Source organism: Serratia odorifera, assembly GCF_041448735.1.
In the GTDB taxonomy this organism is placed as follows: Bacteria; Pseudomonadota; Gammaproteobacteria; order Enterobacterales; family Enterobacteriaceae; genus Serratia_F; species Serratia_F odorifera.
The window spans coordinates 22,124-39,712 of record NZ_JBGMUT010000004.1 but is presented as its reverse complement, the minus strand read 5'-3'; the positions used below and the strand labels follow the sequence as shown (position 1 = coordinate 39,712).

The 17,589-nt window shown below is 52.7% G+C and carries 18 protein-coding genes and 3 pseudogenes; 8 read left to right on the top strand and 13 right to left on the bottom strand.

Annotated features, from left to right (window positions below; translation table 11 throughout):
* Window positions 1–182: 182 nt before the first annotated feature.
* From ACCC84_RS12705 to ACCC84_RS12690, 4 genes are all read left to right on the top strand, one after another.
* Entirely contained in the window at window positions 183–2,357 is a 2,175-nt protein-coding gene (locus ACCC84_RS12705; RefSeq protein WP_004955714.1) for a carbon starvation CstA family protein, read from the top strand.
* An 83-nt stretch (window positions 2,358–2,440) separates the two neighbouring features.
* The gene (locus tag ACCC84_RS12700; RefSeq protein ID WP_004955716.1) at window positions 2,441–2,644 is read left to right on the top strand and encodes a YbdD/YjiX family protein; all 204 of its coding nucleotides are present in this window, start codon (window positions 2,441–2,443) and stop codon (window positions 2,642–2,644) included.
* A gap of 11 nt (window positions 2,645–2,655) precedes the next feature.
* Window positions 2,656–3,618, top strand: a complete 963-nt coding sequence (gene yjiA / locus ACCC84_RS12695) for a GTPase (RefSeq protein WP_371901969.1) — start codon at window positions 2,656–2,658, stop codon at window positions 3,616–3,618.
* Between the two features lie 40 nt (window positions 3,619–3,658).
* A complete protein-coding gene (locus ACCC84_RS12690) occupies window positions 3,659–5,257 on the top strand; it encodes an ABC transporter substrate-binding protein (RefSeq protein ID WP_004955723.1) in 1,599 nt (532 codons plus the stop codon).
* A gap of 293 nt (window positions 5,258–5,550) precedes the next feature.
* Here the strand turns inward: ACCC84_RS12690 and ACCC84_RS12685 are convergent, their stop codons facing one another.
* The 4 genes from ACCC84_RS12685 to ACCC84_RS12670 form a co-directional block, all read right to left on the bottom strand.
* Window positions 5,551–5,934: an Imm10 family immunity protein gene (locus ACCC84_RS12685; RefSeq protein WP_088499862.1), complete on the bottom strand. Its 384-nt coding sequence runs from the start codon at window positions 5,932–5,934 to the stop codon at window positions 5,551–5,553.
* A gap of 20 nt (window positions 5,935–5,954) precedes the next feature.
* Window positions 5,955–6,263: a hypothetical protein gene (locus tag ACCC84_RS12680; protein WP_127913639.1), complete on the bottom strand. Its 309-nt coding sequence runs from the start codon at window positions 6,261–6,263 to the stop codon at window positions 5,955–5,957.
* Window positions 6,264–6,394: 131 nt separating this feature from the next.
* Window positions 6,395–6,784: a hypothetical protein gene (locus ACCC84_RS12675; RefSeq protein ID WP_004955730.1), complete on the bottom strand. Its 390-nt coding sequence runs from the start codon at window positions 6,782–6,784 to the stop codon at window positions 6,395–6,397.
* 8 nt (window positions 6,785–6,792) lie between these two features.
* Window positions 6,793–7,260 (bottom strand): HNH endonuclease, encoded by a 468-nt coding sequence (locus ACCC84_RS12670; protein WP_371901968.1) that lies wholly within the window; start codon window positions 7,258–7,260, stop codon window positions 6,793–6,795.
* Here ACCC84_RS12670 and ACCC84_RS12665 point away from each other — a divergent pair.
* Window positions 7,244–7,375, top strand: a complete 132-nt coding sequence (locus ACCC84_RS12665; protein ID WP_004955733.1) for a SymE family type I addiction module toxin — start codon at window positions 7,244–7,246, stop codon at window positions 7,373–7,375. The genes ACCC84_RS12670 and ACCC84_RS12665 overlap by 17 nt on opposite strands.
* 50 nt (window positions 7,376–7,425) lie before the next feature.
* Here the strand turns inward: ACCC84_RS12665 and ACCC84_RS12660 are convergent, their stop codons facing one another.
* From ACCC84_RS12660 to ACCC84_RS12630, 7 genes and pseudogenes are all read right to left on the bottom strand, one after another.
* Window positions 7,426–7,911, bottom strand: coding sequence for an SMI1/KNR4 family protein (locus tag ACCC84_RS12660; RefSeq protein WP_371901967.1), 486 nt, complete (start codon window positions 7,909–7,911; stop codon window positions 7,426–7,428).
* Window position 7,912: 1 nt separating this feature from the next.
* Window positions 7,913–8,575, bottom strand: a pseudogene (locus ACCC84_RS12655) (RHS repeat-associated core domain-containing protein); the annotation flags it as partial.
* Between the two features lie 177 nt (window positions 8,576–8,752).
* A pseudogene (locus ACCC84_RS12650) lies at window positions 8,753–8,956 on the bottom strand (DUF1525 domain-containing protein); the annotation flags it as partial.
* Window positions 8,957–9,055: 99 nt separating this feature from the next.
* The gene (locus ACCC84_RS12645; RefSeq protein WP_371901966.1) at window positions 9,056–9,358 is read right to left on the bottom strand and encodes a DUF7716 domain-containing protein; all 303 of its coding nucleotides are present in this window, start codon (window positions 9,356–9,358) and stop codon (window positions 9,056–9,058) included.
* A 12-nt stretch (window positions 9,359–9,370) separates the two neighbouring features.
* On the bottom strand, window positions 9,371–9,508 hold the full coding sequence (locus ACCC84_RS12640; RefSeq protein WP_227745740.1) for an HNH endonuclease: 138 nt from the start codon (window positions 9,506–9,508) through the stop codon (window positions 9,371–9,373).
* Window positions 9,509–10,019: 511 nt separating this feature from the next.
* The gene (locus tag ACCC84_RS12635) at window positions 10,020–10,772 is read right to left on the bottom strand and encodes a macro domain-containing protein (protein ID WP_273870496.1); all 753 of its coding nucleotides are present in this window, start codon (window positions 10,770–10,772) and stop codon (window positions 10,020–10,022) included.
* Window positions 10,762–11,220 (bottom strand): annotated as a pseudogene (locus ACCC84_RS12630) (HYD1 signature containing ADP-ribosyltransferase family protein); the annotation flags it as partial. The gene ACCC84_RS12635 and the pseudogene ACCC84_RS12630, both read right to left, overlap by 11 nt.
* 633 nt (window positions 11,221–11,853) lie before the next feature.
* Here ACCC84_RS12630 and ACCC84_RS12625 point away from each other — a divergent pair.
* The 3 genes from ACCC84_RS12625 (at window position 11,854) to ACCC84_RS12615 (ending at window position 12,919) form a co-directional block, all read left to right on the top strand.
* A complete protein-coding gene (locus ACCC84_RS12625; protein WP_198773229.1) occupies window positions 11,854–12,261 on the top strand; it encodes a helix-turn-helix domain-containing protein in 408 nt (135 codons plus the stop codon).
* A gap of 86 nt (window positions 12,262–12,347) precedes the next feature.
* Entirely contained in the window at window positions 12,348–12,572 is a 225-nt protein-coding gene (locus ACCC84_RS12620) for a SymE family type I addiction module toxin (protein WP_004955751.1), read from the top strand.
* Window positions 12,569–12,919 (top strand): SymE family type I addiction module toxin, encoded by a 351-nt coding sequence (locus ACCC84_RS12615; RefSeq protein ID WP_004955753.1) that lies wholly within the window; start codon window positions 12,569–12,571, stop codon window positions 12,917–12,919. The genes ACCC84_RS12620 and ACCC84_RS12615 overlap by 4 nt, the downstream gene beginning before the upstream one ends.
* A 64-nt stretch (window positions 12,920–12,983) precedes the next feature.
* Here the strand turns inward: ACCC84_RS12615 and ACCC84_RS12610 are convergent, their stop codons facing one another.
* Window positions 12,984–13,313: a hypothetical protein gene (locus ACCC84_RS12610; protein WP_102991108.1), complete on the bottom strand. Its 330-nt coding sequence runs from the start codon at window positions 13,311–13,313 to the stop codon at window positions 12,984–12,986.
* Window positions 13,306–17,577, bottom strand: coding sequence for an RHS repeat-associated core domain-containing protein (locus ACCC84_RS12605; RefSeq protein ID WP_371901965.1), 4,272 nt, complete (start codon window positions 17,575–17,577; stop codon window positions 13,306–13,308). Before ACCC84_RS12605 ends, ACCC84_RS12610 begins: the two co-directional genes overlap by 8 nt.
* Between the last annotated feature and the right edge of the window lie 12 nt (window positions 17,578–17,589).

Here is a 17,589-nt window from a genome sequence, read left to right as displayed (position 1 = left end):
ACCGCTTACTGAAATTCGCCTGCCATCGCTTGTCAGCACAGGCCATGATGAGCTGTTCCGAAACCTGCCCCTTACCACTGGGGTCACCCACGTCGAGATCCGCACACGGGCCGCTGACGGTCCAGAAAATCAATAAGCGGATTAATTAATACATTTTTTGCAGATTGGAATAAGGACACCTCATGAAACCAGAGGGAATACTCAAACATTTACCGTGGATGCTGCTGGGAGTGCTCGGTGCCTCCTGTCTCGGCGTCGTGGCGCTGCGCCGCGGCGAACACATCAGCGCACTGTGGATCATCGTCGCGTCTATCGCGGTGTATCTGGTGGCCTATCGTTATTACAGCCTGTACATCGCCAGTAAGGTGATGAAGCTGGACGCCAGCCGCGCCACGCCGGCGGTGGTCAATAACGATGGCCTGAACTACGTGCCCACCAACAAAAACGTGCTGTTCGGCCACCACTTTGCGGCAATCGCCGGCGCCGGCCCGCTGGTCGGCCCGGTACTGGCGGCGCAGGTCGGCTACCTGCCGGGCACCCTGTGGCTGCTGGGCGGCGTGGTGCTGGCCGGCGCGGTGCAGGACTTTATGGTGCTGTTTATCTCGTCACGCCGCAACGGCGCGTCACTGGGCGAGATCATCAAAAAGGAAATGGGCCCGGTGCCCGGCACCATCGCGTTGTTCGGCTGCTTTATGATCATGATCATCATCCTGGCGGTGCTGGCGCTGATCGTGGTGAAAGCGCTGGCGGAAAGCCCGTGGGGCGTGTTTACCGTCTGTTCGACGGTGCCAATCGCACTGTTTATGGGCGTGTATATGCGCTTCCTGCGCCCTGGCCGGGTGGGTGAAGTCTCGGTGATCGGCATCGTGCTGCTGGTGGCGTCGATCTGGTTTGGCGGCGTGATTGCCCATGACCCTTACTGGGGACCGGCTCTGACCTTTAAAGATACCACCATCACCTATACGCTGATCGGCTATGCCTTTGTATCCGCCCTGCTGCCGGTATGGCTGATCCTGGCACCGCGCGATTATCTGGCGACCTTCCTGAAAATCGGCGTGATCGTCGGGCTGGCAATCGGCATCGTGATCCTCAACCCCGAGCTGAAAATGCCGGCGGTGACGCAGTTTGTCGACGGCACCGGGCCGGTGTGGAAAGGCTCGCTGTTCCCGTTCCTGTTCATCACCATCGCCTGTGGCGCGGTTTCCGGCTTCCACGCGCTGATCGCCTCCGGCACCACGCCGAAGCTGCTGGCCTGTGAGACCGATGCGCGCTACATCGGCTATGGCGCCATGCTGATGGAGTCCTTTGTGGCAATCATGGCGCTGGTCGCGGCGTCGATTATCGAACCTGGCCTGTACTTCGCCATGAATACCCCTCCGGCGGCGTTAGGCATCACCATGCCAAACCTGCACCAGTTGGGTGGCGATAATGCACCGATGATCATGGCACAGCTGAAAGACGTGACCGTTCACGCTGCCGCCACCGTCAGCTCCTGGGGCTTTGTCATCAGCCCGGAACAGATCCTGCAAACCGCAAAAGACATCGGCGAACCGTCGGTACTGAACCGCGCCGGCGGCGCGCCAACGCTGGCAGTCGGTATCGCGCACGTGTTCCACCAGATCATGCCGGCGGCGGATATGGGCTTCTGGTATCACTTCGGCATTCTTTTTGAAGCGCTGTTCATTCTGACCGCACTGGATGCGGGTACCCGTTCCGGCCGCTTTATGCTGCAAGACCTGCTGGGCAATTTTGTGCCGTTCCTGAAGAAAACCGATTCGCTGGTGGCCGGCATTATTGGCACCGCCGGCTGCGTCGGGCTGTGGGGCTATCTGCTGTATCAAGGGGTGGTCGATCCGCTCGGCGGCGTCAAAAGCCTGTGGCCGCTGTTCGGCATCTCCAACCAGATGCTGGCCGCCGTCGCGCTGGTACTCAGTACCGTAGTCCTGATCAAGATGAAGCGCACCCAATACATTTGGGTCACGGTGCTGCCGGCGGTGTGGCTGCTGATCTGCACCACCTATGCGCTCGGCCTGAAACTGTTCAGCGACAATCCGCAGTTGGAAGGCTTCTTCTTCCTCGCCAATGAATATAAGCAGAAGATTGCCGCTGGCGGTGCAGACCTGAGCGCACAGCAGATTGCCAACATGAACCATATCGTGGTGAACAACTACACCAATGCCGGGCTGAGCATCATGTTCCTGCTGGTGGTGTACAGCATCATCTTCTATGGCATCAAAACGGCGCTGGCGGCGCATAAAAACCCGCAGCGCAGCGACCAGGAAACGCCTTACGTAGCGGTTCCGGAGCAGTCATCCGCCAACTCTGAGGGCGAGGTCAAAGTTTCGCCGCAGCATTAAGCGCAATTTGCCTGCATAATAACCTTAACCACGGGCGCTGCATGCGGCGCCCGTTTTCACCTTTCTTTCCCAGGAGAAAAACAATGTTCGGCAATCTTGGTCAGGCAGGAAAATATCTTGGGCAAGCGGCGCGGATGCTGGTCGGCGTGCCGGATTACGATACCTATGTTCAACATATGCAGGACAATCATCCGGACAAACCGGTGATGACATACAAAGAATTCTTCCGTGAACGCCAGCAGGCCCGCTACGGCGGCGACGGCAAAGGCGGCATGCGCTGTTGTTAAAAGGATCCGCAATGAAACCCATCGCAGTCACCATTCTGACCGGCTTTTTGGGCGCCGGCAAAACCACCCTGCTCCGCCATATCCTCAATGAAAACCACGGCCATAAAATTGCCGTTATCGAAAACGAGTTCGGCGAAGTGCCGATCGACAACGCGTTGATTGGCGACCGCGCCAGCCGCATCACCACGCTCAGCAATGGCTGCATCTGCTGTAGCCGCGCCAACGAACTGGCGGATGCGCTGCTCGATCTGCTGGACGGCGTCGACAACGGCGAGCTGGCGTTCGACCGCCTGATCATCGAATGCACCGGCATGGCCGATCCGGGGCCGATAACCCAGACCTTCTTCTCACATGAGATTATTTGCGAGCGCTTTCTGCTGGACGGCATTATTACGCTGGTGGACGCGGTACACGCCGATCGACAGCTCAGTGAGTTCACCATTTCGCAGGCCCAGGTGGGCTACGCCGATCGCATTCTGCTAACCAAAACCGACCTCGCAAGCGACAACGAGCCGCTGATCCAGCGCTTGCAGTCGATGAACGCCCGCGCGCCGATTTATAAGGTAACCCACGGCAATATCGATCTGAACGTGCTGTTCGACATCGAAGGCTTTGTGCTGAACGACCAACTGAACCTCAGCGCGCCGACGCCGCTGTTCCGGCGCATTGCGCAACCGCAAAACAATATCCGCTCGATAGTGCTCCACCACCCGCAGCCGCTGGAACTGATGCAGATTTCCGACGTGATGGAAGGTTTATTGCTAAAATTCGCTGATAACCTGTTACGTTATAAAGGCATATTGTCAATCAAAGACGACCCGCGCCGGTTGCTGTTCCAGGGGGTTCAGCGGCTGTACAACGCCGACTGGGATCGTGAATGGCTGCCCGAAGAGCAGCGGCAGAGCACGCTGGTATTCATCGGCATCGATCTGCCGGAGGAGGAAATTCGGGCGGAGTTCGCGGCTCTGGGCTGACGGCGCGTCGCCAGTCATCATTCAGAGGGTTATCATCCATATGCTGTTCAAACATAAAACCATAAGTCTGTTGCTGGCCGGAACCGGCCTCCTGTCGGCAGGCAGCGCCCTGGCCGCCTCTGATACGCTGGTGTACTGCACCGTGGCATCACCGGAATCGTTCAACCCGCAGCTGTCCAGCTCCGGCCCGACGTTTATCGCCACGTCGCAGGTCTTGTACAACCGCCTGGTGACGCTGCGTGAAAGCGACAAAACGCCCGCCCCTTCGCTGGCGACCGACTGGACCATCAGCCCCGACGGCAAAACCTATACCTTCACCCTGCGCAAGGGGGTGAAGTTCAACAGCAATAAATTCTTTACCCCGACTCGCGATTTCAACGCCGAAGACGTGGTGTTCACGGTGATGCGCCAAAAAGACGCTAATCACCCATATCACCAGGTCTCCGGCGGCAATTATGCCTACTTCAACGATATGGGACTGGACAAGCTGATCACCAAAGTGGAAGCGCTGGACGACAACCACGTGCGCTTTACCCTCAGCCAGCCTAATGCCGCTTTCCTTGCCGACTGGGCGATGGACTTCGCCTCGATCCTGTCGGCTGAGTATGCCGATGCGATGATGAAGAAAGGCACGCCGGAGAACGTCGATAACTGGCCTATCGGCACCGGTCCTTACGCGCTGCAACAGTACAAGCAGGACTCGTTGATCCGCTACATCGCCAACCCGCACTATTGGCAGGGCGAAGTCGCCAGCAAACACCTGATATTTTCCATCACGCCCGATGCGCAGACCCGGCTGTCCAAGCTGAAAACCAATGAATGCCAGATTATTCCGGCACCGCTGCCGGAGCAATTCGAGGCCATCAAGCACGACAAGAACCTGCAACTGCACAATATCGACGGCCTGAACGTCGGCTATCTGGCGTTCAACACGCAGAAAAAACCGTTCGACAACGTGCTGGTGCGCCAGGCGCTGAGCTACGCGGTGGACAAAAAGGCGATTGTCGCCGCGGTGTTCAAAGAGAGCGGCACGCCAGCCAGTTCGCTGTTGCCGCCGGGTATGCTGGGCTACAACGGCAAGCTGCCGGAATACGCCTACGATCCGCAAAAGGCGCGCGAACTGCTCAAGCAGGCCGGGCTGGAAAAGGGCTTTGAAACCGATATCTGGTCAATGCCGGTCGCGCGCCCTTACAACCCGAACTCGCGCCGCATCGCCGAAATGATCCAGAGCGACTGGGCAAAGGTCGGGGTCAAGGCCAAAATCGTTACCTGGGAATGGGGTCAGTATCTGGCAGGGCTACGCAAGGGTGAGCAGCAAAGCGCGCTGTACGGCTGGATGTCTGATAACGGCGATCCGGACAACTTTGCCACTCTGCTGGGCTGTGCCGGCGTGGAAAGCGGCGCTAACGTCGCCCGTTGGTGTGATAAGGATTATGACCGCCTGATCCAGCAGGCAATTAACGTGTCGGCGCCTGCCGAACGCGACAAACTCTACCAGCAGGCACAACAGGTGTTCGCCAAACAGGTGCCCTGGCTACCGCTGGCCACCGGCAAGGTGTTTTACGCCACCCGCAACAACCTCAGTGGCTACGTGGTTGACGTCAACGGCAGCGACTTCGCCAAGGCGAAGCTGAACTAGTCTGGGAATGAGATTGGGATTGCCTGCGCCAGCAGGCAATTCATTTATAGTGGTGGGTAGCTCAAGGAGGGTGGTGATCATTCTTCTGGCAGCATCAGACGGACAGCCGTGTCGTAAGGGTAAGCAGTGCCGTGCCGGAAAATACCGATGTCGGCATCAGCAGAAGAAACAACGTCAGTAACGTGCTGATCTTTATGGAGTGCTCTCCTGCATGGATAGGATCCACACAGGGTGCTACGACATGGTCAGAAAGGCAGCAAAGAAGTCTTTATTGGATTATGAAAATTTTAATCTCATGAAAAGACAAGGGTCGTCTTACTACCGTTGAAAATTGCTTCAAGATACTTTCGCAACAGAGCAATTTTTTCAGGCGTATTACGCACCGTTTCAGAGAACACACCTTCGAGCCTCGAGCAACCGAAATGCTCGTGTGAATCAGGTGTGATAACCACATCTAAACGATCAGAATGCAAAATCACTTTCTCGATCGCTGCCGATGCTTCATAGGCGGACTGTGATGTTTGCAGGCCGATCCCCTCATCAATTGAGTCATTATCTTCATCATCCAACCGAGTAATGATTAGATAACTCTCAGGTGACTGCTCATTATCACCCAGAGCAACAGTGAGCACATCGTCCTCTTCATAACATGCCAGTACCAAGGCTTCGAATTTCATCAGGCTCATTAGCACCTTAGCTAATCCAAAATTAATGAAATTTTCTGATTGGATTCATCAATGGCACAGAACAACTCAAACACGCCCTGAGGGACCGAAAAATCTTGGATTTTCTCTCTGTTACGTAAGGCTTCTACATCAAAATCCGCCAAGTATCCCATACCGCAGATGCTCAATTTCCCCTCTGACTTGAACATCCCAAGTTTGGAGATGTTCTTTGCAAGCGTTGAGCACTGCAAGGACACCTCATACAAGCCTTCAGACACGTCAAAAATAGGGACGATGATCCCCGCTTCGGTCAACTTGTCAGCCTCATCATTAGTTGTCATAAAGGCGAGCAAATCCTTCTCTATACCGTTCTCCTTTATAAAGGACAGCAGAGGCTGTTCAGAGAAAATGACAAAACCGTAAAGCTCCGGAAAAATCCGCATATACTGGTAGGGAAACCTCAAAAGTTTATCTAAACAAAAGCAACCTCTGCGGAACCAACCTTAACGACGTTAAGAGCAGTCAAGCGAGCACCCACGCCATGCTCAACATCTCCCTCCCACCTGAACAGCAATCCAAATTCTTCATGCTCCCCGGGGAATACATAAACTTTCATCAATTCCAAACCTGTAGAGTCTGAATGATAGATATTCTTGATATACGCTTTAATTGCCGTTGTAACGGACTTACTCATCTCATTTTGATGCTCACGTAAAAAATCAACGGAGTCCTCTAACTGCTGATCTACCTCATCAGATTCGAGATATATGATGTCAACCTCGTTAGAACCAAACCCTTCCAGAACGACCTGTGCCACCATTCCTTCATCATCTTCATAAAAGTTCAGTGTATCTTTACTCATCACTTTTCCTACTTTTCACAAGTAAATGATTTTGCAACTTTCTTTGCTTCAGGTGTTTCGTACTTCACACCATGATGCTTCTCAAACTGACTAACAGACCCTGAGTGAGGGAAAGACTCTTCATGCGCTGTCGTCTTCACCAGTTGCATCGTAGATGTATTCGTTTTGGGATCATAATCATCAAGATGGTGCCAAGTATAATCCGTTGGGTGAGATCTTCCCGTAATATTCCAAGAGGCATTCTCAAAACCAGCGATTTGATTTGCTGCTTTGAAGTCTCCATATCGTCCCCCTGTTAGCTTAATTTTGACTATGCTGACGCCATCTGGATATAGGGCGTCACTACCGGAGAAATCAACACCCGGATATCTTGAAAGGCCCAGCGGGTCAATCCATCCCAGCGGGTTAGGCGCATACTGATACAGGTTCAGCCCGCCCTGCAATCCGATCGGATCTTGCGTGGTGAAACGCCCCACTTCCGGCTCATGGGACTGGCTGACGAAGTGCGGCCTTACCGGGCAACCGCTGGCGATCAGCGTGATGCCTGGTCAGGTGGTTATTCAGTTTCATAAAATGGACATGCTTTTGTAATATATCCAAGGAGGACCCAACAAGGATCCTCCTCCATACACTTACATACCTTACTCTAAATCGTCTTCTTCGATTAATCCATTGATAAATTCGTCAAAGGAAGAGGTTAATTTCTTTTGCAATACCTCATGATTCTTGCTCATAGATACTTCCGGGTCAAATGAGTCTGTTGCATAAAAAATAACACTATCATCATCTTTATTTAAGCAAAAAAAGTTCCCTCCCCAGTCATTTCCAAACGGTATTATGTTTGAGGGGATTACATTTTTTCTAATCATTTCATTATAACAACCATCGATCAATGAGTTAGGATTATCACTGGTCATTTTATGATATTTAAATGGTTTAAAAGCGGCTATTTCTAAAGGTTCACAACCATCATCACAAGCCCACCACGCCCTCGAGGGCACTCCACCATTAAAAGATAAGTAATGTGATACAAACGCTTCAGGGAAAGAATAACCTAAAGTTTTCTCTACAGATTTAATATCTGACAAATCAATATTCTTCTCACAATTCTGACAAGGATTTTTCATTTTAACACCCCGACCTTAGCGCCTTAGGAATTTGGCCCTTTAACCAACCTTTCGAATGCGATATAGCAACAGCATCTGCACTGCCATAAGACTGAGAAGGTAAATTAAAGTGCTTTTCAAATTGAGAAACTGAACCCGCATGAGGGAATGTAGCTTCGTGAGCTGATGTTGTTACCAATTGCATGGTTGTTTTACCACTTACAGGATCGAAATCATTTAAATGGTGCCATGTATAACCAGTGGCGTCTACTTTTGATATACCAGCCAGTTTAAATTCCTCCGTGAAATCTCGTCCTCGGGCACCTTGCATTGTTATTTCTACAATATTTAATTGGTTCCCTTTGACAGGGAATAAATCTGGAGATCCAGTAAAGTCAACGCCCCCAAAAGCCCATCCCCAAGGATCTATCCACATAAGAGGGTTAGGAGCGTACTGGTATAAATTCAACCCACCTTTCAGCCCTATCGGATCTTGCGTGGTGAAACGCCCCACTTCCGGCTCATAGTAGCGGAACAAATTATAGTGCAATCCGCTTTCGTTATCCTGGTACTGCCCGGCATAACGCAGCGGTTGATGGTAAACCGGTCCGGTGCGTTTGGCTGCACCGGCCACCGTCTGGCCGGTTAGTTTGCCGAAGGTGTCGTACTGCCCGGACCAACGTAACTGGTCGTCGGCGTCGGTCACTTCCTACGCGCCCGTTGCTCCTGCAGCAGTCGGTACCCTTCCCATAAAAAGCACTTCGTTTCCGGTATTTTACCCTGTAGGTCACCGTTTGCTCGTGCGTCGCCTCAGTGCGTCATACTGCCGCTGCTGATGTTAGAGTTACTGCCTTCCTTACACCTGACGCTCGGCTTCATCCAGGTTTGACGACAGCTCGCCGAACATTTGCTTCTGCAGCTGTTCCGGGCCGTCAAGATAAATCGCAGATACCGAGGCATCGATGTTGCTCGAAGGGTGGTGGGAATCGGTATAGAGTACCGTGCCGGCAAGCACCGATGTCGGCATCAGCAGAGGGAACAACGTCACTAACGTGCTGATCTTTATGGAGTGCTCTCCTGCATGGATAGGATCCACACAGGGTGCTACGACATGGTCAGAAAGACAGCAAAGAAGTCTTTATTGGATTACAAAATTTTTCGATTTTCAGTCCTGAAAATCATCGTTTTCGAGGTAATAAACGACCGCTTGTAACAACTCTTTTTCCCCAACTGCTGGGTTATGGTCGATTTTATTCTCAATAATCGCCCTAAATGTAGGGTATTCGAGCCATGTTTTGTACTCATCCTCCATGTCATCATCTTCGTCAGGCGTCTCCGCAAGATAATAACGTGCAGTCTCGATGTGATCTGATCTATTAGTAAAGTCTTCATCGACAAAGAAGCCACCGGCTTTAGGCAGATCCTTATAAATAGAGAGTAACCCTTTGAAGCCATCAATTGTTTTCATATCATCATCCTATTAACGACAATCTGTACCACCACCCCATTTTTTCCGTCCCCCGGACCCATCAGGGTGATAGATTTTGTGGTAAGACCGGTGGTCATTATAGTCAACCAAGCTTAACCCACCTGGTCTATTTTCATGGTGCCAAGTCATGTCAGGTGGAGAATACTTACTAAACTTTCCTTTGGCATTAGGTTGCACATGCTCAACCAAACCGGGATACTTCGTTTTCATTTCCCTTTTAAAATCAGGGTCTACCTGCAGCCGATTATAAACAGATTAATTATCACGACTAACGCACTCTTTATCAGCATGGTATCTACCCTTGGGCTTGACATATCTTTTGGAAAAACATAATTTATATTAATCACGGAAAACTTACCTTTATTAATCCCAAAAACAGCCATCCACAGCATCGGATTCAGTTCACGCACGCACAAATTCTAACCTCATGAAATACTATCAAATTTGGGCAGGTGAAGCGTACTCCCCGTCTGTAGTAAAATAATAGATATATTCCATCTGTGTTATTAGGTTATTACTTCATGGAATAATGATAAACATCTCGATATTATCAATACCTATAGGAATAAAATAAAAGTATAAGCCAGTCGTTAGTGACTGTCTTATACTAAAAAATAACTATTGAATTCATTATCATATACTACAACCTTAAAATATCACACTTTATTTTATTTCTTGCTATTTTATTTTTGATAATTTTTTCAATAACATTCCAATCACCACCACCAAGCCCAGCGCCAATCATAGGCAGTTGTATACTTAATCTTTTTTCTAGAGCAAAGTCAGCAACAAGTGACAAACATTTCTCAAGATGCTCATAGGAAATATACTGCGTACTGTCTTTGTAATTTCTTTTAATCCCATTTTGGGCAAGCATATTTGCTACGAAAACATTCTCAACCTCGTCTACAACAACGAACTGAACATTACCTAGAGCAAAAGACTTATCGTCATTAACCCAATCCTGGTACATTTTCTTTACCACTGGATAGCGCTTTGATAGAGCAACAACAAATCCCTTCCCCCATTTCCCCATGTTATTTACAATATGAATAATCAAACGAGATGAAGAAATAGGAATGGTTGCATCACCAGTTTGATAACTGATGTAAGAATTCACAACGGAATCGGAAATAGTTTTATCCCATTCATATTCGAACTGCATCTCATCTATAACTTCTGATTCCTGTAAATCAAGCTCGTTTTTTTTACCATCATACAACAGATAACCAACATTTTCGTCCCAATCCTCTAGCGAAGAAGATGAATACATAATACCATTAAAAATGGTAATTTGCCGAGTCGCTACTTCACCATAAAACTCAGTAATAACCGTCCCTTCGCCTTGAGGAAGTTCACATTTACTTCGGTAATAACTCTTATCAATTTCCACAACTTTTCCTGCTCTTAACTATTCGATTAGAGATATCCAGATTACCATTATTAGCAATCCTGAAAGGATTTTTCCTTGGTTCAGAAACATCGAGACCCGTCACATCAATTTCCACGTAATGGGAAATACTGTTAATCTTTCTGGAGTCGCCATAGAGGTTATTTGCCACTTGACCCAATGATAATTTTCCTGTGCCAGCTGCATCTTTTAATGTTCGGCCACCGATCTGTTCAGGTCTAATATCAGTCAGATATTGCCCATCCCCGAAACGAGCATGTATAGGTCCAGAAAAAGCCCTGAGTTCACCACTTTCCAATATCCCTGCCAAGCCATCCCCAGTAGTGTAATGTATTAATGTGTCAGGGGTTAACCCCAACGGATCCACCCACCCATACGGATTCGGCGCGTACTGATACAGGTTCAGCCCGCCCTGCAATCCGATCGGATCATAGGAACGATCCCGACGTCATCGTACTTTTTGGCACGCTACCGCCCGCACCGTTACTGGTTTCCCGGCTATAACCCGTTACTCTTTTAACATCCACGCAACACAACAGCCCCGACGTGCGTTTTTTCGTCTTCACGCAATATAACGGCACCACCGACTCCCGTTAACCTCTTGTTTTCGTTACTGCGTAACGCTGGACCTTCCGGCTCCGGCCACGGCACTCCAGCAGCCCCACCGCCGGGGGGACGGGGCCGGATTGCGGGCGCAGGTGGCATAGAACCCGCAAGCGACGTTCTGCGGCGCTCTGATGCACCAGAGGTTGAGGTGTGTACAAGGCTTGCATGACCGTGCCCTGCCTGGGCGGGCATCAACGCTTTTAGCGGAGGCCTTTGGCCGACTTCGCCTTGGCCGTTGACCTTGGCCAACAACACCGACCTCACCCCGCCACGGACGGCGGCACACCCCAGTGCCCAGGTGAGCACCGGTGCCAACAGCAGCGGGAGTTTACGAGCGGCGCGCCACGCCGGGCCACGATGCACACTGCGGGGGCGCACGACATAATGCGGATTATACGTGGTAAGCCACACATAGCAGTTAAGGCAGGATACCGGTGGCGGGCGGCGCACTGCGTATATGGCTGACGTGATAGACGAGATTATGCAGACCGAAGAACAGCGCCGGGCGTTTGGTCAACGGCTTAAAGAGCTACGTAACCAGCAGCGCAAGACACAGAAGGAAGTCGCCGCCCTGATTGGGTTGCAGCTTTCGCAGTACAACAAGTATGAGGCGGGGATGCACATCCCTGCGGCGGACAAGCTCATTCAACTGGCCGAGTTGTTCACCACCACGATTGATTATCTGTTGCTTGGCTCGTCTAACGAGCAGGCACCGATTAGCAACACGCGGCTAATGAACCGGTTTAAGGCGCTGGCCCAGTGCCAACCGGAAGAACAGGAAACCGTGATCAAGTTGATCGATGCGGTGATTGTGAAGCACCGGGTTGAGTCGGCCATACGGCCTGTTGACCAGAAGAAGAGCTGAGAGAGATAAGCGATCTGTAGCGCGGCGCTGATGTGCTACCAACACACCAACGCCGCTCACCACAACAACTATTCGAGGTAGTTATCATGGCTAAGCGCGATTCTAAGTCAGGCACCACCGTAAATAAAGCACCCAAGACAACACGCTGCTACACCGTGGGCTATTCGCCCAACCGAGGTATCAAGAAGCCCGCGCCACAGCTGCTTATCAAGGGCTATTGGCTGGAAGAACTGGGGTTTTTAACCGGCCAGCCGGCCACGGTAAATATTGAACAGGGAAGATTGATTATTCAGGCGGAGGGAAGCGTATGAACGGGACGCATATTCTTCAGGCAACCACGGGCGGGTTTATTCCTGAGCTGATTATCGATAGCAGGGATATTAACAAGGCGGGGTTTGTGGCGGGGGCTGTATTTAAGATAGAACCATACCAGGATGGATTGATAATAACACTGATCTCTGATGAAGCAGAGATCCAGCGGCTATTACTTGAAGTGGACGCTGATCCTAATATTGGCGTGGACTGGATACGGGATAACGGCGAGCTGTATCTGGCGGGGGACTGGTTGACGCAGTGCGGCCTGACCGGGCAACCGCTGGCGATCAGCGTGATGCCCGGCAAGGTGGCGATTATAAAAATTAATAACACCATCAGATAACAATGAGAGGGAGTAACCTTCAAGTTACTCTCTCTTGTTTACAAGTCGAATATTATAATATCATTCATTCAGATTTAAATGGATGAAGACACTCTCTAAACACTTCTTGCAATGTGTCTTGACTCATTTTGCTAATAGATTCGTCTTGATATTTTTCTATTTTATTCATAATAACACTTTCATTATCTAAATTTCTTTTTCTATAAAATTTCTTTTCATGCTCACCGAAGCAATCAGCTTCAATAAGTTTATCAAAAAAGCTATTTATCGCATAGCTTCCTGCATATTGCAACGATTCGACATCATCACAAGAGAACTTAACATACATGATGAGTTTCTTTAACGCACTGATCTCACCCTGTGAAATAGCTATTACCTTTTCATCTTCATCCACCACACTTACCTCTTGTATTCATCTGGTTTGTAGTTAATTTCCTACGCGTCTCATAATCCATTTTAGATGTTATAGAGTATGGGTTAGTTCCTGAATATAATACATCATTCAGTTTTATTCTACCCGAGTGTATATACTCAAGAGCAGAAGATGATTTTATATTACCCATTTGAACAGAGTCTGCTTTAAATATAATCGCATAATCTCCTCGCCCTACGTGTTTAGGATCATTGATAAGAATATCCCTCATAACATCCTTCGGAGACATTAATATATCTGTAATATAGACCTTACCTTTAGCGTTCGCTTCGAGAACACCTGTCTTCATTATATTTTCGAAGCCAGCTTTATCAGTGTAATGTATAAATACATTATCACCACTCAACCCAAGCGGATCGATCCACGTTAATGGATTTGGTACATACGCATATAAGTTTAATCCCCCCGCCAGCCCTATCGGATCCTGCGTGGTGAAACGCCCCACTTCCGGCTCATAGTAGCGGAACAAATTATAGTGCAATCCGCTTTCGTTATCCTGGTACTGCCCGGCATAACGCAGCGGTTGATGGTAAACCGGTCCGGTGCGTTTGGCTGCACCGGCCACCGTCTGGCCGGTTAGTTTGCCGAAGGTGTCGTACTGCCCGGACCAACGTAACTGGCCGTCGGCGTCGGTCACTTCCAGCGGCGCGCTGTTGAGATCGGTGTGCAACCAGTAAATATCCGCCTGGCGGCCACTGCCGGCCTGTTCGAGCGCCGCCAGCGGCGTCCACGGGCTGGCCGGGTCGTAACTCCAGGTGCGGCGCGTGCCGTCGTCGCGCTGTTCTTGCAACAGCCGGTAGCCCTGCCACAGGAAGCGCGTACTGACCGTCGGTTTGCCTTTCAGCTGTACCTGTTTGCGACTACGGCGACCGAGCGCATCATAGTGGTAGTGCGCGACAAATTCGCCTTCCGGCCCGCGCCCCTGGGCATGAATCAGACGGTTATCGGCGTCGTAGCGGTAATGTTGTTCATACAGCCCGTTGCGGCGGCTGACAAGGTTGCCCCAGGCGTCGTAACGGTAGAATAATTGCTGCCACTGCGGCAGTCGGTTGTTGCTGACCGCCGCCAGCGGCAGATGACTTTCCACCTCGCTATGCGGGCTTTTCTCGCCCAGCAGGTTGTCGGCGGCGTCATACACCAGCCGCAGACCCCGCTTGCCGAGATTTTTCTCGCGATGTTGCAGCAGCCGCCCTTCGGCGTCATAGCCGTAATGGATATCGCCACGCAGGGCATCGCTGACGCCCTCCAGCTCACCACGGCCGGTATAGTGAAACACTCGCCATAGCGCACCGTCTTCCGGCTTGACGATTTGCCCGTGCAGGAAGCCGCTGCTTTGCCAACGGCGACGCCCCAATGCGTCATACTGGCGCTGTTGCTGTAACGCGCCCTGCGTGCGGCCGGTTTCCCGGTGCAGGCGGTCGCGGGTAAATTCGCTCACCAGTTGCTGGTTGTACTTCACCGCGCTGGCGTGGCCAGAGCCGTAATACAGCCATTGCAACCGGTCGCCCTGCGGCAGCGTCAGCGCCTGCAGATTGGCCAGCGCATCCCACTGATATTGCAGTTCGCCGTTAATCCCCTGTTCGGTTAGCAGATTGCCCGCCGCGTCGTATTGCAGCCGCACGCTGTCGGCGGCGATACCCAGCGCTACGCCGGCGGCGGTAGGGGTGCGCGTCAGTGCATTCAGGCGGCCGACAGCGTCATACTGGTATTGCCATTCCGCGCTGTCGTTGCCGCGCCACACCAGTTGACCCGCCTCGTCGAAACGAAAGCGCTCATACCGCTGCGCCAGTTCGCCAGAACGGGTTTGCCCGCTGGTTTCACTGCGCTCATGCAGCAGTCCGGCGGCGTCGTAATGGTAATTGTGATGCAGACCGTCTGGCCGCTGTTCTGCCAGCAAGCGCCCGCTAGCGTCATAGCTGAACTGGTAGTCACCGCCGTTACCGTTTTCCAGCCGCATCAGCCAGCCGCGTGGGCTGTAGTGATACTGACGCGTACGGTTGATGCGATCGGTGATGCTGACCGGCAGACCCAGCGAGTTATAACGCCAGCGGGTTTCGCTGCCGAGCGGATCCCGGTGGCTCGCCAACTGCCCCTGCGCATTCCAGTCAAACTGCTCTTCGCTGCCGTCCGGATGAAGCAGGGTTTGCAGGCGACCGGCGGCGTCCCAACGGTATCGCGTCAGGTTGCCCTCGGCGTCGGTGCGCGCGGTCAGTTGCCCCATCGCATCATAGGCATACGCGGTTACGCTGCCAGAACAGTCGGTGTAACGCGTCAGCAGTCCCTGGCCGTTCCAGGCCAGTTGCACCACGCCGCCCAGCGCATCGGTAATGCGCGACGGCAGGCTCTCCTCATCGTCCGGATAGTGGTACAACGTGGTGTTTTCCAGCACGTCGAGGCTTTTGGTCAGGCGCCCCTGTGTGTCCCAATGCTGACATTCGCGGCTGCCATCCGGATAGGTGATGGAGAACAGGCGACCACTGTTGCGTGAATATTGATAGGTGGTGGTGCGCCCCAACGGATCGGTTTCGCTCAGTAGGCGGCCGTAGCTGTCCCACTCGCTTTGCCGTTGCGCGCCGCCCGGCAGCACCACGCTGCACAGCTCGCCGCGCGCGTAGATAAAGCCGTACTGACGCCCGTCGAAATCGGTGAACTGCGCCACGTTGTCGTCGTCATCCAACTGCCAGACCGCCTGCTTGCCGTCGTCGCGCAGCGCGCTGCGGCGGCCACCGGCAAAATCGTAACTGAAGTCCAGCTGTTCGCCGGCGTTGTTGCGGTAGGCCACCACGCGCGGCAAATGATCAAGCTCCTGCCAGCGGTATTCGTTCAGCAGCCCGGCAGCGTCCTGATGGCTGACCATCAACCCGTCATGCCAGCCAAAGCGCCGTGTGATTTCGCCGGCGCGATTGGTGACGCCAATCAGTTGCCCCTGTTGGTCGTAGTCGTAGCTGACCAACGTCACGTCGCCGTCTGGCGTATGCAACAACACCGCGCTCAGGCGGGCCAGCCCGTTGGCGGTGGTGAGATAGCGGCAGCTCAGGCGTTGCCCGGCGCTGTCCACCAGCTCGCTCAGTTGGCCGCTGTCGTTATAAAACAGTGACGTGGTGTTACCGATGGCATCGGTGAGCATGCTCAGGCGACTCGGCTGTTCGCCGTCCAGACGTGGGTAGTGATAGCTTTGTTCACCGACGTCAAACAGCTGCCAACTGCCGTCCGAGTTGTGCATCAACCAGCATTTTTCGGCTTCGCAATAGGTTTTGTGGCCAAGCGGTACCATCGGGAACGACACGTAATCACCGGACGGCGCGCGCCACACCAGGCCGTCCTGATAGGGTTGCAGACTGCTTTCCCAGAACAGGCTCCAGCCACGGCCGAGCACGCTGTCTGCCGGATTGCCGCTGCGCCAGTAGCGCTGCCAGGCCACCGGCAGGCGTGACGGCAGCACGAAGTCCAGCTCATCGTCACCGTCGAGAAACTTCTGGCCGCTGACCACGTCGACCGGGCGGGCGATGATACCGGCAGCCGCGGTAGCGGTCATCAGCGTGCCGGCACGGCAGGCAACTCGCCCCAGCTTGTTGATGCCCGGCGCTTTGCTGAGCATGCGGCCAATGGCGCCCAGCTTGCTGGCCGCACCGCCAACGCCGCCGACCAGGCCGGCAAACAGCAGCGTCAGGTCAGAGACCTTGTACAACCAGTCAGGCACTTCGGGTTTGATCGGTAAAGTGGTGGCGGTGCCACCGCCAATAGTGACGTTGGGCGAACCTTCCATCACCGTGGCGTCGCAGTTGGTTTTATCGCCAACGCGCGAGGCCGGGAAGTCGTTGATGAATACCTTGTCCGAGCCCTGCGCCATCTGCATGCTAGGGCCGTCATCCGCACAGGTGACCTGGCTGAGGGTAGCAATCGCCGCCGGTTTGCCATTGATGAACACATTGGGGGAACCGGTCAGTATGGTGCCTTTCGGCGTCAGACTGCCGGCCCCGGCATCGGCAATGCCGTCGCGGGCCGCAGTGGCCGCCTCCCCGGCGAGATACCCCACCGCCAGACTGGCGCCAATCAGCAACACGCCAACGCCAACGCAGGACGCGGCCAGCCCGGCGACAAACAGCGCACCGGCAGCCACCGCTCCCGCCGCCGCAATCAAGCCGCCGACGATAGTGCCGCCAATCATACCGGCCAAGGCGTGGGAATGGCCGATGGCGTCACCGACGCGTGCCGCTTCACTCATGACAAATTCCTT